We start from the raw sequence: 15084 nt of genomic DNA, 5'->3' as shown, positions 1-15084 counted from the left end.
TTTTATAGTTAACTAGCCGTGTTTATTTAACGCTTTTACGGGCCTCAAACAATTCCTCAGCCTTTTTAATCGAGAAATCCATAACTTCGGAATACCCAAGACCATTTACCTTATCATGCATTTCTTTATTCAACTTATCGTATTCCGCTTGATCTTTAGCAAAGACCATTTTCCAGGAAATCTGTTGAATAACCGTACCGATTTGTTTATTCTTTTGTTCCACTGTTTTATCCATGGTTAATGGCTCTTTGCCAGTGAAACCTTGTGGTGCTACAGCCAATAGATTATTTTTCTCAAAATACTCCTTAGGAGTCAGAACGCCCATTTTCGCTCTCCAGTCACTATCAAGCTTGGAAGGGTTACGCTCTAGGGTTGTTGTCCACAGATTATGATCGAATGGCTCACTATTCTCTGGATTCACCATCGCCGGAACCACAAACGAGAAGTTCATTTGATTGGAGCCATAGTAGTAGTCACCACCGCCGTATTCAGCAGGAACTTGAGTATTCTGTTGATCAGTATAAGCTTTCCAACCAAAATCAGTCACTGCAGGTTTGCCGTTTGCATCAATATCCCAAGTCAGACCTTGAGGTCCGTTAGGTACTGCTGTACCACTTCCTGCAGAAATCATTGCACCTTCCGGTGTGTACATCCAGTTAATGAATTCCATAATTCTAGCAGGTTCCTTAGCTTTTGCGCCGATTGCAATAATACCGTTACCACCGTAAACATTGAAGCCTGTGGAATACATCAATTCATCTTTGAACGGAACTAGCGCAAAACCTTTACCTTCGGCTGTTCTTTCTGGTGTATTGTAGTTAGCAGCTCCTAGCCATGGGAACCAAGAGAACAATAGACGACCATCTTTGTATTTCGCTACAACATCGTCGAATTTTTGCGTCATAGAGTCCGGATCAACCAGCCCCATTTGGTTAGCTTCAAAATACAGTTTGAGCGATTTCATGTACCAGCTATCTTCGGATAAAAAGTCATAATACTTTTCTTCATCTGCCTTAACATACACAGCAGTATCAGGAATTTCGTCATAGCCCATCATGTTTGCGAACTGTTTAGCCAATGTCATTTTATAGTTGCCATCCCAATCAGACCACATCGAGAAAGCATAGGTTTTTTTGCCTTGTTCGTTCTTAGGCTCGAGCTCTTGCATTTTTTTCAGCACAGGCAGATAATCTTCAATCTTTGTAATTTCTGGCGCTCCAATTTGTTGGTAAAGATCAAAGCGCAGGTCTGGACCCCAAGTCATATCTTTTCCTTCAGAAGGTCCGGATGGGTTAGAAGCTACGCTGTTCCCCATACCAAAGACTGATGATCCACCGCCAAAAGCTACCTTTGCTTTCTCAATAGCTTTTGGGAAAGTGCTAGAAATGTCTTTTCCGTATTTGTCCAAAAGACCGTCCTGTGTCCAGTCCAAGAGCAGCTTTCCTTTGATGGCATTTGGATAGTGGTTCTTGTCGTCACCGAAAATAATGATATCTCCAAGATCACCGGAAGCCATCATTGCAGAGATTTTGGTATCTCCACCAGTCAGGTTTGAAGCTACAATGTCCATTTCAATGTTGAACTTATCCTTGATGATTTTTGCAAACCATCCGGTCTGTGGACCGGCATAGTTAGCGGTTGTTGAGAATACAGTCAGCTTCAGCGGCTTGGAATGATCAAGCGCTCCGTCATCCGGTGCTGCTGTCTCCTCCGCCGGGGCATTTGTGGCAGCCGACGTAGGTTTCTCTGTGCTCGTGTTTTTGCCCGAATTAGCCGTATTATTCCCCCCGCCACATGCTGCAAGAACGAAGACCAGGATTACGGATAGCATGACAAGCGATGCTCTTCTTAATCTCATTGCTTTATACCCTCCCTTTCATCTCTTCACTTATAGTTCAACTCTGCTTATAGCAGAGGAAAACCCAGTTCTGGTCCAGAGCGGCCACCCATCAGCCTTTAACCGCACCGATCATAATTCCTTTGACGAAAAAGCGTTGGAAGAACGGATATACGATCAAAATCGGCAATACGACGATCATCGTTACAGTCATCCGCACAGAGGTTGGAGTCTGCATATTCGCTGCACTAGCGGCCATATCTGGTGAATTACGAATTAAGGCTGCGAGCGAGCTGGATTCGTTCAAATAACGCCATAATAAGAACTGGAGCGTAAAGTATTTCGTATCTGTCATTAGAAACGCCGTATCAATAAAGGCATTCCACTGATTCACCGCTGAGAAAATCGTAATCGTAGCCAAGATAGGTGTTGTAAGAGGAACAATGATACTCCAGAACACCCGGAAGTAACCTGCTCCATCCATTGACGCCGACTCCTCAAGTGAGGGCGGAATAGCCTCGACGAAGGTTTTGACCAAAATGATATTAAAAGGAGTAATAATAGTTGGCAAAATATAAGCCAGGTAATTATTAGTCAGATGCAAGTTATGCATGGTGATATACCATGGGATCAGCCCTGCGCTGAAATACATCGTGACTACAACACTGCGGTACCAAATACTCCGGCCCCACATTTCCTTTTTGGTGAACAAGTACCCAAGAAATGCCGAAGATCCAACGGTGAGCAAAGTACCAACAACTGTTCTATAAATAGAGACTGTCGCCGCATGACCTAAACCACTGATTCTTAGAACCTTACTATAGTTATCAAAATGGATCTGCCTTGGATAAAATTTGATATACCCCGCTGCGCTAAGATCATTCGAACTGATCGTATTAATGAACAAATAGTAGAATGGATAAATGCATGACAGGGTGAACAATCCAAAGAGTGTGTAGATAATAATTTGAAAGATTAATTCTCCAGAAGTTAGTTTTTTCTTTCTCAAATGGGATCACCCCTGCCTTAAATGATAGATTCGTCACGCACCATCTTGGATAATGTGTTTGCCGCGAACAGTAGAATTACACTGACGACCGACTTCAGCATACTGACAGCAGTGGCAAACGGAAAGTTGTTAGCGAACGCAATATTGTATACATAAAGATCCAGCACTTCTATGGAATCTTTATTCATCGCATTTTGAAAGGCAAAGTACTGCTCCATCCCGTTATTGACTAGGTTACCTATGGAGAGCAGCAGTAAGACAAAGAAGGTTGGGACAAGACCCGGAATGGTAATATGCCAGATTTTACGGAACCGGCTTGCACCATCCACCTCAACGGCCTCGTACAATTCTTGATCAATGCCTGCGATTGCAGCAAGATAGAGAATGGCACCCCAGCCTAACGATTTCCACCAATACCAAATAATCATCGTGACCCAAATATTCGAGCTGGAGGCTAAAAAGTTATAACCTTCATCAACGATTCCAAGCTGCACTAAAATGTGCGTGATGACCCCGTTATCAACGGAGAACAACGAGAAAGCCAATGCATATACCAGAATCCAGCTGATAAAGTTCGGAATCGTGGTTAGCGTCTGCACCATCTTGCGATACCAGCCTGACTTAATCTCGGTCAGAAAAATCGCAAAGATCACTGGAAATATCGAGGTAATTAGTCCAAGTGAACTCATGGCAAGAGTGTTCTTCAGCACGCGCACAACCTCTGCGGTCTGTGTTGGATTGGATACAATCGTCTTGAACCATTTCAACCCGACATATGGCGTGTCAGACAACGGTATTCCGGGAATGAAATCATAAAATGCATAAATCCATCCGCTGATCGGCAGATAATAGAAAATAAAGGTGACAATAAGAAACGGAAAAGCCATGAAGAACAATTTATGTTTGTTCTTCATCTTCCAGCGGGATCGATGAACCGGATCGACGCTGGGAAGTAATTCACCAGAAGGTACCCCCATGTCGGAATCTCCTATACCCAGATTTTGATTACGTTTTCATAGTATCAGAACCTTTATGTATGGCGAGATAGAACACAGAACGGCCTCACTGGAGAACCGTCTGATGCTTGTGAACCAAATTCGCATATATTTCGACCATTTTCTACCTAATCACTGTGGGTCTAGTGATGGAGAGCCTACATGCCTTTTGGCTTATAAAAAGCGGTAGGATGACGGGAATTCCCCTCATCCTGCCGCTGAAAGAAATGGTTTCTAAGGGGCGCTTGGGAGCTATGGGCAACTAGACCCTCCTCGTTCCCTACATCAACTATGGTGCGCTTTGTCCTCTTCATCTGCTACATCAACTATGGTGCGCTTTGTCCTCTTCGTCCGCTACATCAACTATGGTGCGCTTTGTCCTCTTCGTCCGCTACATCAACTATGGTGCGCTTTGTCCTCTTCTTCTGCTACATCAACTATGGTGCGCTATGTTCTCTTCGTCTGCTACATCAAACTAAGGTACGTTATGTCCTCCTCGTCCGCTCATCAACTATGGCACGCTTTGTCCTCTTCATCTGCTACATCAACTATGGTGCGCTATGTTCTCTTCTTCCGATACATCAACTATGGTGCGCTTTGTCCTCTTCGTCCGTTATGGTCTTTCACACTTCATAGATCTTGCATCGGACCCAGATGCACTTATTTCCGGGATTCAACACATTTTCTCGTACTATCGGACTCAGGTGCAGCTATTCACACAAATATAGTCCAAATATCAGCAAATTCATGCCCATAAGAGCAATACAGTCCGAAACTACCGCAAAGTAGCTAAAAAATCAGCAATAGCGACTATACGGTCCGCAACACACTTCATGCAGCGAAATCAGGCACACGTCTATCGAGAATTCATCGCATTCACTCATACAGTCTGACTCATTCTTGGATCCACCGCATTCCCTCATGCTATCGGACCCAGATGCACTTATTTCCGGGATTCAGCGTTTTTCCTCGTGCTATCGGACTCAGGTGCAGCTATTCACACAAATATAGTCCAAATATGAGCAAATTCATGCCCATAAGAACAATACAGTCCGAAACTACCGCAAAGTAGCTAAAAAATCAGCAATAGCGACTATACGGTCCGCAACACTCCACGCATCATTCTTAGGCGCACTTCTATCAAGAATCCATCACATTTGCTCAAGCTATCGGACTCATTCTTGAATCCATGACATTTGCTCATGCTATCGGACTCATTCTTGAATCCATCGCATTCCCTCATCTATCGGACTCAGATGCACTTATTTCCAGGATTCATCGCATTTACTCATCCTTCAACGCAGCTCCCTTACTTCGAGGGTTCATGCTCATTTGTACTCCCAACCACACATAAAAAAGCAGCCTCTCAAATGAGAAGCTGCTCCATCACTTTACAACCATAGTTTGTTTACACCAAATCACTGCATTCCGTATAATACGCACTATTTTCCGCTCATTATTCGAATGCCCAACGTCTTCCGCCACAGCCTAATGCCCGGGCGTCTGAACTTCCCCCTCCGCGGAGGCATCCATTTTCTGACGCCCCATAAAAAAGGAAGCCAGCAAAGCTAATGCAGCTGGAATAACCGCCCAAGCGAAGGTGTTCGCAATGGAAGAGGAAAGTCCCTCTGTAATTTTGCTCAAAATTTCCGGTGGAATGAGTGCTCTAGTCTCAGGCGACAGCAGGGAATGCGGATCTTTAAAATCCATAGCCCCCACAGCCCCCACAGCCCCCGCAGAAGCAGCTCCTCCTCCATTTGCTGTGAGCAACTTAGTTAGACTGCCCGAGAAATAATGGCTTTGAATAATGCCAAATGTAGTAATTCCAATGGTCATGCCAAGCGAACGAATGAAATTCAGTGTTGCGCTGGCGGAGCCGCGTTGCTGCGCAGTCAGACCATGAATAGCTGCTGTGCTTAACACAGAAAAGGAAGCGCCGATGCCCAATCCGATTAAAATCATGTACAAGGTAACCAAGAGACGTGAAGCTTCCGGAGTAAGCGTTGCTACCAGTCCTGTGCCGATCACCAAAAGTACAAACGTAGGTATCAGCAGATTGCGGTAACTGGTTTTTGCCATCAGGAATCCTCCCGTTGTGGCGGTAATTACTGAGCCGACCATCATCGGCAGCAGGACAAGTCCTGAATTGGTAGCCGAACCCCCTAATACACCTTGGATAAAGATCGGGATATATACGGAAGCCACGATAAATGCAGCACCGCTAAATAGCGCACACAGAATGCTGACGGCGTACAGTCTTTTTTTGAATAAAGCAAAGGAAATGATCGGCTCTTTCGCTCTCGTCTCTACAAAAAGGAACACTGCCGCCAATATAGCAAAAGCTGCAAATAAGCCGAGGATCATCGATGAGCTCCAAGCGTACTCTTTTCCACCCAGCTCCAACGCAAACATTAAGCAAATGACAGAGCCCAGCAGTGTGCCCGCACCCAGCCAATCAATAGGTTGTTTAGAATGCTCGTGTGATTCTTTATAAAAGAATACGACCATCACAAAAGCCAACAGTCCAAGCGGCAAGTTAATATAAAATATCCACTGCCAAGCAATATGATCGGTGATATACGCGCCTAGCAATGGACCAAAAATACTTGATAATCCAAACACCGCACCAAATGCACCGCCCAGCTTGCCCCGTGTCTCCAGTGGTACGGCGTCGAACATTATGGCAAAAGCAATCGGCACTAGCGCGCCGCCTCCAATTCCCTGAACCGCCCGATAAGCAGCCAGCTGAGTAATTGTATCTGCCGTCCCGCAAAGCGCCGAACCTGCCATAAATACAAAAATCCCAAAAATAAAAAACTTTTTACGCCCATACATATCAGACAGCTTGCCAAAGATAGGCATCCCCGCCATCTCAGCTACGAGATAAGCTGATGTTACCCAGACAAATTTGTCCATACCGCCTAGTTCCCCAACAATATTGCCCATTGCTGTAGCAACGATGGTGCTGTCCATGGAGGCCATCAGTATTCCTAACAGCAGACCTGCGATAACAATGCCCAGATTGGGCGCTTTGGCAGCACTCATTTGTTCCACTCCCCATTGTAAAAAGATCTATAACTATGTGTTACAACTTCACTTGATGCCTCACTATTGCATTCTTGTGAATCTCCAAATCACTACGGTATTCCACAGTATCAATCTCACAGTCCACACCGATGATTACCCGATCTCCTCTGACAATATTTGCTTTTGTATTATTCAGCTCTATCGTATCGCCTTCAATGAGCCCAGCCTCAAAAAGCACTTTAGGATTCTGCTTCATCAAATGCAGGAATTTTCCGGTCTTGCTTTTTTTGATCGTTAAAGCACTGCCTCCAACCTCTTTCGCTCTACTTATTCCATATAAATTGATCTCCAGTTGCTCCGCACTTAGCAGTCCTGCCACATTGAGAGCGCCCGAAATACGCAGATGTTCACCTTCACAATCACCATTGACCTCCAAATTACCATTAAGATGAATATCGTCGATTTTTACGGAGGTTGCTTTAATTTCACCCTGACCCCGCAAGGAATCCCCTTCAAGATTACCCAAAAGTGTCATCTCACCGGTTATTTTCATTTTGGTCATTAGCAGGTTTCCATCTACTCTGGCATTTCCAGTCAGGCTCAGCTTCTCACAATCTACATCACCTGCAAAATGACCTTCCCCAGTAACTTTAATGTCCCGAAAGAAGCCTCCCGCTGAGGTCGTTGTGCCTATTATTTTCAAATTACTCCGAGTTGTTTCTTCACTCACCGATCTTCTCCACCTTTCCAACCTTTGCTTCTGGATGTACTGTGATCTGATCACGATACTCTATCCGTTCGATAGTACAGCCTGGCCCTACAATCACAATATTGCCCCTGATAACATCCGCTATTGTATACTCTAAATCAATAAAATCTCCTTCAATAGTCCGAGCCCGCAGCTCCGATCTTAATTTAGGGATGATTCCACTTAACATTTTGCTCCAGACTCCACTATTCGTTTGCCGGATCACTAGACTCTCCACACCAATTTCATGCGCCTTTCCCTGCCCTTGCAGTTTGAAGTCTACATGTCCTGCACTAAGTAAACCTCCGACACTAAAGCTTCCTTCCCCCGCAAAATCCTCAAGCTCACAATCACCCTTGATATTCAGCATTCCATGAAGAGTGCAACTTTCTCCCCGAAAGCTCTCACCGACAGTAATCATTCCATCCACCTTTAGGGAGTTAAAACGCAAATGTCCCAGCACTTTCATCGTCCCATTGCATTCCGCTTCTTCCGCCGAGAGATCATTCTTCAAATTCATATGCCCATTTCCTTTAAAAATTCGCGTCACGATGGGTCCCGTTACTTTGCCTACACCATCGATTTGCACACTGTTATAAGTACCTCCTGCCCCCCCGCTGACTCCGTTTATAATCAGATCCGGCAGCTGTCGTTTGTCCATTACAGTAACCCCCTATTCAACAAGCTTAAAAGCAAGCTTACCTTTCAATTGTTCTATTACATCTGCACTGAGTATTTTACTGACCAGCTTTACCCCTTCATCGAACCATAACTCCGCTGGTGCCTGAGCCAGAATAAAGGATGACACCCCCATTTTGCGGATAAAAAACAACTCCCAGCTTTCACTCTCAAGATTGGAGGCTTTATTCATTAAGGTTCGAAACAGGAGCTCTGCTTCCTCCATATTCATCTCCCCTGCACTAAGCAGGCGGTCTACAGCCAATAAATAAGTGAGCTGATCGAAGCTATATCCATTCTTGACACCAAGCCTCTCTCCAAATTTCCCCAGTGTCACTGACGAAACAATGTTACGTTCTATAATTTCCGCAGAAGATACACTTACTCTGTCAAAAGAAGCCTTATCTGATAGCTTATCAGCCATTTCATCCAAAGAAAGTCCATCTTTCATATTCACAATATTATCGATACGGGACAAGATCATGTCTTTTGGAAAAAAAGTCTCCTGTCCAGTAAACGTAGATTTACGGATAAACCATTCCTCTGGAATCAACTGCTTCCGCTTCCAGCGGTACAATTGCCCATAGGATATACCGGTTAATTCCAATAGCTGCTTCTTCGAGATCAAATCCTCTTCCATGCTTATCACTCCTTGAAGCCATCGTAACATAACACTGTTACGTTGTAAAACCAATAAAATAAACTCACCTCATACCTACCTACGCTAGTAACCATCGAGTCCTAACGTCTCCCCCAAAGATTTTAAAGCATACCTTAAGAGCAGACCTCCGTCTTGAGAAGGATTTAACGGTTATTCACTATTTTTCCCACAAAAAAAAGACTGCCCCCGCCGCTTATAAATGGCAGCATGGAACAGCCTTCTCTTAGAATGATTTTTACGAACTGCTAATCTTACTGAACAAAAGTATAATGTGCTGAATCATATTGCGGGCCGGATTTCTCATAAGTGAACCAGTACTCAATACTGCTGCCAGCGCTTAATCCACTCACCGTCTGCTTCCATGTTCCTGAGTTATTAGTCATCCGGTAATTAAGCTGGGAACCACCGCTAATCTTGTAATGTACATCTACATAAAGAGCACTGGTTACAGGTGTAATATAGATACTCGCCTCTGTAGCAGAAAGTCTCGTTACCCCTGCTGTAAAGTCAGCCGTCACATGATCACCGCCACCGCTGCCTCCAGTGGAATTAGTAGTAACTGTTGCGGTATTACTAGCGGAGGATAAATTACCTGCTGCATCCGTAGCTTTTACTGTAAACGTATAGGCTGTGCTTGGAGTAAGTCCACTAACAGTAGCTGTAGTTCCCCCCACAGTGGACACCTGCTGTGTTCCGCGATAAACAATATAACCTGTAACGCCAACATTATCGGTAGAAGCGGACCAGGTTAAGCTAACTCCTGTATCCGTCTTACTGGTTACCGTTAGATTAGCGGGAGCGGTTGGCGCGGTTGTATCCCCAGTATTACCACCACCCGTCAAATATTGACCTGTGAATGGATTAAACCGGTGCAGGGACATTATTAACCAGCCTGTGCTGGAAACACAGTTTTGCTGCGCCATCACCCAATAACTGTTGCTGGACCCTTTCAGCGAGTAGGGAATACCCCCGAGCGAAGCACCGCTTGTGCCTTGTTTTTTAATAATCTCTGTATTAATGGCGTCTGCCTTTGAGGCATTGCCTTGCAGATAATAAGCGAGTGACATGAATGCGCTTCCTTCAAACCATACGTCAGCACCCGTATTGCCAATTTGATTTCCGTTATCGTCATACGCCGGCAATACTTCGTCTGTCCAGTCAAAGTCGTATCCGGTGAGCGTATTCCCAGCATCATTGTAAGTAAGCGTCTGCTTGTAACGCGGATTTGCTAGTGTTCCCGGGGTGCCGGAGGCATTTTCCACATAGGTTAAGCTTGCGCCGTAGTTATGGGCCCCGGATACGCCTAAAGCTAACACTCCCCAAGGGTTCACGTCTAAAGGTATTTTGGGGTCGATCAGATTTGTATCGTTTTTCCAGCCCCCCTTGAAACGTTTGACAGTGTCATCCCACACATAATTATCCAGGAAGGTTTTGACTCCAGAAGCTGCACTGTTATAAGTCGCTGCCTTTGAGGAATCCACCGAAGCATAATACTGCAATACCCGGTAAATATCGATATTGTGCTCGGTTGAGCTCCAAGGCTCATCGGAATTACTCCAACCACTCCATCCTCCTGCAATACTGCCATTAGCCTTTTTATACTGTAAACTCCAATCGAGTGCTTTAAGTGCCATCGGACGATACCGTGTATCATTATATTGCTTCTCATAAGCCATAGCAGCCATTGCCATCCATACAACGGGTCCTACATGTTTACGGATTTCTTCTCCGAAGCCGTTGTTATACCAATAAGAATTCAGCCAGAAGCCGGAAGGATCTTGAATGTCCCGCATTTTGTTCAAAACCTGCTCTGCCCGCGTCCGTTCACCCTTTACAATAAAGGCGATAGCTGCAACCGCTTGATCATACGTGTATACAATCTGTTTGGGGTTGTTCGGTCCCCAGAAATCTTCAAAGCTATCTACCAGTCCCTCAAAAGCATACCCCGCTGTTGCATCCTGCTGGGCTTTCAACCAGATTAAAGCACGATTTGAAGCGTCACTTGCAGCATCTGCATTCGCTTTTCCACCAAAGGGCAGAGCTACCCCAAGCACCAGCAAACTTGTCATTAAGATCGAAAACAGCTTCCTCATCTTCATAACTTTCCTCCTCTTAATCATGATGAACTAGGCAATGAGAGTTCTTTGAAGCATAAAAACTAAAGCGTTTTCAAACAGCAACAACAGGGACTTTTGAATATTTCACCATGGTAATTGTCCTCATTTTCAGGCTTAGAAACCCGTTCGTCAACGATTTTATGTAAATTTTTAACTAAATGAGGCGAAACAACCAAAATTGCCATTTGAGAAACCATACGAAAGACCAGCATCTTTTTTATGAATTCATATTTATGAAGGCAAAACAAAAAGAGCAGACAGCTCCTTTATAAGGATTCTATCTGCTCTTTACTATTTATCTCTATACTATTCTGCTTTATCTTCGCCAGCAGTTTCAGCTGCAGCGGGTTCAGCAGTATCTTCTTCTGTTGGCTCTTGCGCTGCTGGAGGTGAAATACGGACAATCAAAGTGTCCTCAGGCGTTAATACTTCCCAGCCTTCATGCTTCGGCAAATCAGATACCAGCAATTGATCACCAATATCTAGTCCACTGATATCCACTTCAAAGGATGCAGCTATTTTATCTGGAAGTGTGCGAATATCCAGCTCATGCAATTCAATTTGTTGCACGCCGCCGCTCTTCACACCTACTGGTTCACCTGTAAAGTGGAACGCTACTTTTGTATCCAATTTGGCCTTCATATCAATCTGCTGAAAATCAATGTGCAGCAGTTGTTTAGAGATTGGCTGACGTTGGATTTCTTGAATAACCACGTTCTTTTTGCCCGAGTCTGGCAATTCCAAAGTAAGAACAGCCCGTGGGTTGCTGGCTAAAATACCTGAAATTGTCTTAGCATCCGCTGTAAAGGACTGGCTATCTGAACCTGCACCGTACACGACTACCGGTACAAAGCCTTTTCTGCGCTGTGAAGAAGTCGAGCCGGATCTTTCTGTCAAACGTACTGTTGTATTCACGATGATTCCTCCTAAGTAGGGATTTTATACTAGACCGATTAGATATGTACGCCTAACCTAACCACTCTCTAATTACCCCATTGACCTGGCTTTGAAACCTCTCAAGACTTTTGAGCCTAGGTAAAAATAAGGTCAAATTGTATTATTATACAATTCAACATTAATTATTCATGTCTTAGGAGTAAATCATTGCTATATTTGTGACAACTATCAAACTAAATGACAAGCTACAAAATGGTTACTGCCAACATCACGAAATACCGGGATTTCAGATCTGCAAACCTCTTGCGCAAAGGGACAACGGGTATGGAATTTACAGCCAGAAGGCGGGTTTACCGGACTCGGAATATCTCCCTTAAGTACAATCCTTTCCCTTTTCAGCTTTGGAATAGGAATCGGAACAGCCGACAGCAGCGCTTTGGTATACGGGTGGAGCGGATTCTTAAACAGTTCATCTCTTGATGCCGTCTCCATCATAGAGCCCAGGTACATGACACCGATTCTTGAACACAAATGCTCCACAACACTCAGGTCATGGGAGATGAACAAATACGTTAACCCTCGACTCTGCTGGAGCTTACTGAATAAATTAATAATCTGTGCTTGGATGGAAACATCCAGTGCTGAAACTGGTTCGTCTGCAATAATCAGCTCAGGATTCAAAACAAGCGCACGGGCGATCCCGATCCGCTGCCGCTGCCCCCCGGAGAATTCATGCGGAAAGCGATCAATATGATAAGAAGATAAACCGCAAGCCGCTAGCGCTTCAAGCACCAGATCTCGCACCTCGGACCTTGAGCATAAACCATGATCTAGTAAAGCTTCACCAATGGCATCACCTATACGAACCCGTGGGTTAAGAGAGCTATAAGGATCTTGGAAGATCAACTGCATTTGGGGTCTAATATTGCGCAATTCAGCGGGAGACAGGGAGTGAATGTCTATCCCTTTGAATTTGATCTCACCTGCCGTTTTATCCGTTAGCCGTAAAATCGTCCGTCCGACTGTACTTTTGCCGCTCCCAGATTCCCCTACAAGCCCAAACGTCTCCCCAGGTTGAAGTGTGATGCTAATATCATCAACAGCCTTCACATGCCCAACGGTTCGATTAAGCAGCCCCTTAGTAACAGGGAAATATTTCTTTAAATGATTGACCTCAAGCAGTGCCTCAGGCATGAACAACCGCCTCCTCATACAACCAGCAAGCTACCTTTTGTCTGCTAGCTACCTCTTTAAGCCGGGGCTGCTGGCTGACACATACAGGCATGCAATGCTCACAGCGGTCATGAAAATAACAAGAGGGCACCAGCTCAAGCGGATTTGGCACTTGACCTGGTATGGAATACAGCTCATCCTGTCGCTGATTGATTACCGGCTTCGATTTGAGCAGCCCTTTTGTATAGGGATGTTTGGGGTTGTTGAACAATTCAACAACCTCCCCCTCCTCCACAATCTTTCCGGAATACATAACAATCACATAATCGGCCATCTCTGCCACTACGCCAAGATCATGGGTGATTAGTAGAATGGACATGCCCGAGCTATCTTTAATTTCACGCAGCATATCCAGAATTTGCGCTTGAATCGTTACATCCAGCGCCGTAGTCGGTTCATCAGCAATCAAAAGTTTTGGACTGCAGGCAATGGCAATAGCAATCATGATCCGCTGCAGCATACCTCCACTTAATTCATGCGGGTAACTATCAGCAATTTGCTCTGGTCGTGATATGCCTACCTGCTTAATCAGTTCAATCGCCCGGATACGCGCCTGTTTCTTGTTCATCTTCAGATGTACAATCAGCGGCTCCATGATTTGCTCACCGATCTTGATTACAGGATTAAGGGAGGACATGGGCTCCTGAAAGATCATCGCGATCTCATTCCCGCGGATGGTCCGCAGTGTGTTTTTGTCCATTTTCAACAAATCCTCACCCTGAAAATCAATTTTCCCTTGGGCTACCTTGCCCCCTGGTTCCTCGACAAGTCCCATGATGGACATCGCAGTCACGCTTTTGCCGCAGCCTGATTCTCCAACGATACATACCGTCTCTCCCTCGCGAACACGGAAGCTTACATCATCAACGGCTTTCACTTTTCCTTCTTCCGTGAAGAAGTATGTACTTAGACCGTCTATATTCATTAAATCACTCATCTGAGGGTCACCTACCTCTTCTGTTTAGGATCAAGCACGTCCCGGAGTCCGTCTCCAAAGATATTGATCGCGATCACTGTCGCAAAAATCGATAACCCTGGTGGAATCCACAGCCACGGCCGATCCTGAAAGTCGATCATATTATTCGCAGCATCAATCATATTGCCCCAGGTTGGAGTTGGCGGCATAACACCTAGCCCAAAAAAGCTAAGAACCGATTCACTCAATATAGCGCCACCGATGTTAAGGGTAGCCATAACGATCAGCAACGGAACGATATTCGGCAGCAAATGATTAAATAATTTACGCCGATCACGGAGGCCTAATACTACCGCCGCCTGCATAAACTCACGTTCACGCAGGCTAAGCATTTGCCCCCGTACCATACGTGCCATACCCGGCCAGCTAACAATACTAAGCATCAGCATAACGATATACATCCGATAATCCGTTGGAATCTTCCACTCCGATAATAACGCACCAAAAATAAAGAGCAGTGGCAGACTCGGGACCGTCAATAAAAGATCCGCAATCCGCATAATGATTTGATCGGCAATACCGCGGTAATACCCAGCAATAGCCCCCAAAAGAGCACCGATAAACACCGAAAGAACCATTGATGCTAGTCCTACGGTCAGTGAAATGCGCCCCGCCTGCATTACCCGGGTCAGAATATCTCTGCCCAATGCATCAGTGCCCAGCCAATGCTTCATATTGGGTGCCTTGTTCATCATAGCCATATTAATTTTGTTATCCGTATAAGGTGAGAACAGCGGACCAATAAAACAAAGCGCAAACATAAAGATCACCACCACAAATCCGGATACCGCCAGCTTGTTCTTCAGCAACCTCCGCATGGATTGCCGGAATAAAGAGGATTTTCCTTTGGTGGTCTGCGGCTTCGCGATCCCAGCTACATTACTTTGAACTGCCACGTCAGCTTCC

The 15084-nt window shown here is 45.0% G+C and carries 12 protein-coding genes; all 12 read right to left on the bottom strand.

The window, feature by feature from the left end; translation table 11 throughout:
* Positions 1 to 22 precede the first annotated feature (22 nt).
* The 12 genes from NST45_RS07350 to opp4C all read right to left on the bottom strand — a co-directional run bounded on the left by NST45_RS07350 (position 23) and on the right by opp4C (position 15074).
* A complete protein-coding gene (locus tag NST45_RS07350) occupies positions 23 to 1858 on the bottom strand; it encodes an ABC transporter substrate-binding protein (protein WP_036685758.1) in 1836 nt (611 codons plus the stop codon).
* Between the two features lie 91 nt (positions 1859 to 1949).
* Positions 1950 to 2846 carry a carbohydrate ABC transporter permease gene (locus NST45_RS07345; RefSeq protein ID WP_036685756.1) on the bottom strand — a complete coding sequence of 299 codons (897 nt, stop codon included), beginning with the start codon at positions 2844 to 2846 and terminating at the stop codon, positions 1950 to 1952.
* 17 nt (positions 2847 to 2863) lie between these two features.
* Positions 2864 to 3823, bottom strand: a complete 960-nt coding sequence (locus NST45_RS07340) for an ABC transporter permease subunit (RefSeq protein ID WP_036685755.1) — start codon at positions 3821 to 3823, stop codon at positions 2864 to 2866.
* Between the two features lie 1506 nt (positions 3824 to 5329).
* Positions 5330 to 6886 (bottom strand): MDR family MFS transporter, encoded by a 1557-nt coding sequence (locus NST45_RS07335; protein WP_036685753.1) that lies wholly within the window; start codon positions 6884 to 6886, stop codon positions 5330 to 5332.
* A 40-nt stretch (positions 6887 to 6926) separates the two neighbouring features.
* Positions 6927 to 7598, bottom strand: a complete 672-nt coding sequence (locus NST45_RS07330; RefSeq protein WP_036685751.1) for a hypothetical protein — start codon at positions 7596 to 7598, stop codon at positions 6927 to 6929.
* Positions 7591 to 8277, bottom strand: coding sequence for a hypothetical protein (locus NST45_RS07325; protein ID WP_036685749.1), 687 nt, complete (start codon positions 8275 to 8277; stop codon positions 7591 to 7593). The genes NST45_RS07330 and NST45_RS07325 overlap by 8 nt, the downstream gene beginning before the upstream one ends.
* Before the next feature lie 12 nt (positions 8278 to 8289).
* A complete protein-coding gene (locus tag NST45_RS07320) occupies positions 8290 to 8934 on the bottom strand; it encodes a YhbD family protein (protein ID WP_036685747.1) in 645 nt (214 codons plus the stop codon).
* Positions 8935 to 9206: 272 nt separating this feature from the next.
* Positions 9207 to 11054 carry a fibronectin type III domain-containing protein gene (locus NST45_RS07315; protein ID WP_076100118.1) on the bottom strand — a complete coding sequence of 616 codons (1848 nt, stop codon included), beginning with the start codon at positions 11052 to 11054 and terminating at the stop codon, positions 9207 to 9209.
* Positions 11055 to 11378: 324 nt separating this feature from the next.
* On the bottom strand, positions 11379 to 11987 hold the full coding sequence (locus NST45_RS07310) for a 50S ribosomal protein L25 (RefSeq protein ID WP_051491406.1): 609 nt from the start codon (positions 11985 to 11987) through the stop codon (positions 11379 to 11381).
* A gap of 210 nt (positions 11988 to 12197) precedes the next feature.
* On the bottom strand, positions 12198 to 13163 hold the full coding sequence (locus tag NST45_RS07305; protein WP_036685744.1) for an oligopeptide/dipeptide ABC transporter ATP-binding protein: 966 nt from the start codon (positions 13161 to 13163) through the stop codon (positions 12198 to 12200).
* Positions 13156 to 14139: an ABC transporter ATP-binding protein gene (locus tag NST45_RS07300; protein ID WP_036685742.1), complete on the bottom strand. Its 984-nt coding sequence runs from the start codon at positions 14137 to 14139 to the stop codon at positions 13156 to 13158. The genes NST45_RS07305 and NST45_RS07300 overlap by 8 nt, the downstream gene beginning before the upstream one ends.
* Positions 14140 to 14150: 11 nt before the next feature.
* Positions 14151 to 15074, bottom strand: a complete 924-nt coding sequence (gene opp4C / locus NST45_RS07295) for an oligopeptide ABC transporter permease (protein WP_036685740.1) — start codon at positions 15072 to 15074, stop codon at positions 14151 to 14153.
* Positions 15075 to 15084 lie beyond the last annotated feature (10 nt).

The sequence above is a fragment of the Paenibacillus sp. FSL R7-0163 genome, from assembly GCF_037969975.1.
GTDB lineage: Bacteria > Bacillota > Bacilli > Paenibacillales > Paenibacillaceae > Paenibacillus_AQ > Paenibacillus_AQ odorifer.
Note: the sequence above shows the minus strand (reverse complement) of the source record. Positions and strands in the feature narration are given on the sequence as shown.

Excerpts from the sequence above, each read along its gene's own strand:
- NST45_RS07315 (WP_076100118.1), bottom strand. The coding sequence starts at position 11,054 with ATGAAGATGAGGAAGCTGTTTTCGATCTTAATGACAAGTTTGCTGGTG.
- NST45_RS07340 (WP_036685755.1), bottom strand. The coding sequence starts at position 3,823 with ATGGGGGTACCTTCTGGTGAATTACTTCCCAGCGTCGATCCGGTTCAT.
- NST45_RS07325 (WP_036685749.1), bottom strand. The coding sequence starts at position 8,277 with ATGGACAAACGACAGCTGCCGGATCTGATTATAAACGGAGTCAGCGGG.
- NST45_RS07320 (WP_036685747.1), bottom strand. The coding sequence starts at position 8,934 with ATGGAAGAGGATTTGATCTCGAAGAAGCAGCTATTGGAATTAACCGGT.
- NST45_RS07300 (WP_036685742.1), bottom strand. The coding sequence starts at position 14,139 with ATGAGTGATTTAATGAATATAGACGGTCTAAGTACATACTTCTTCACG.
- NST45_RS07350 (WP_036685758.1), bottom strand. The coding sequence starts at position 1,858 with ATGAGATTAAGAAGAGCATCGCTTGTCATGCTATCCGTAATCCTGGTC.
- NST45_RS07305 (WP_036685744.1), bottom strand. The coding sequence starts at position 13,163 with ATGCCTGAGGCACTGCTTGAGGTCAATCATTTAAAGAAATATTTCCCT.
- NST45_RS07335 (WP_036685753.1), bottom strand. The coding sequence starts at position 6,886 with ATGAGTGCTGCCAAAGCGCCCAATCTGGGCATTGTTATCGCAGGTCTG.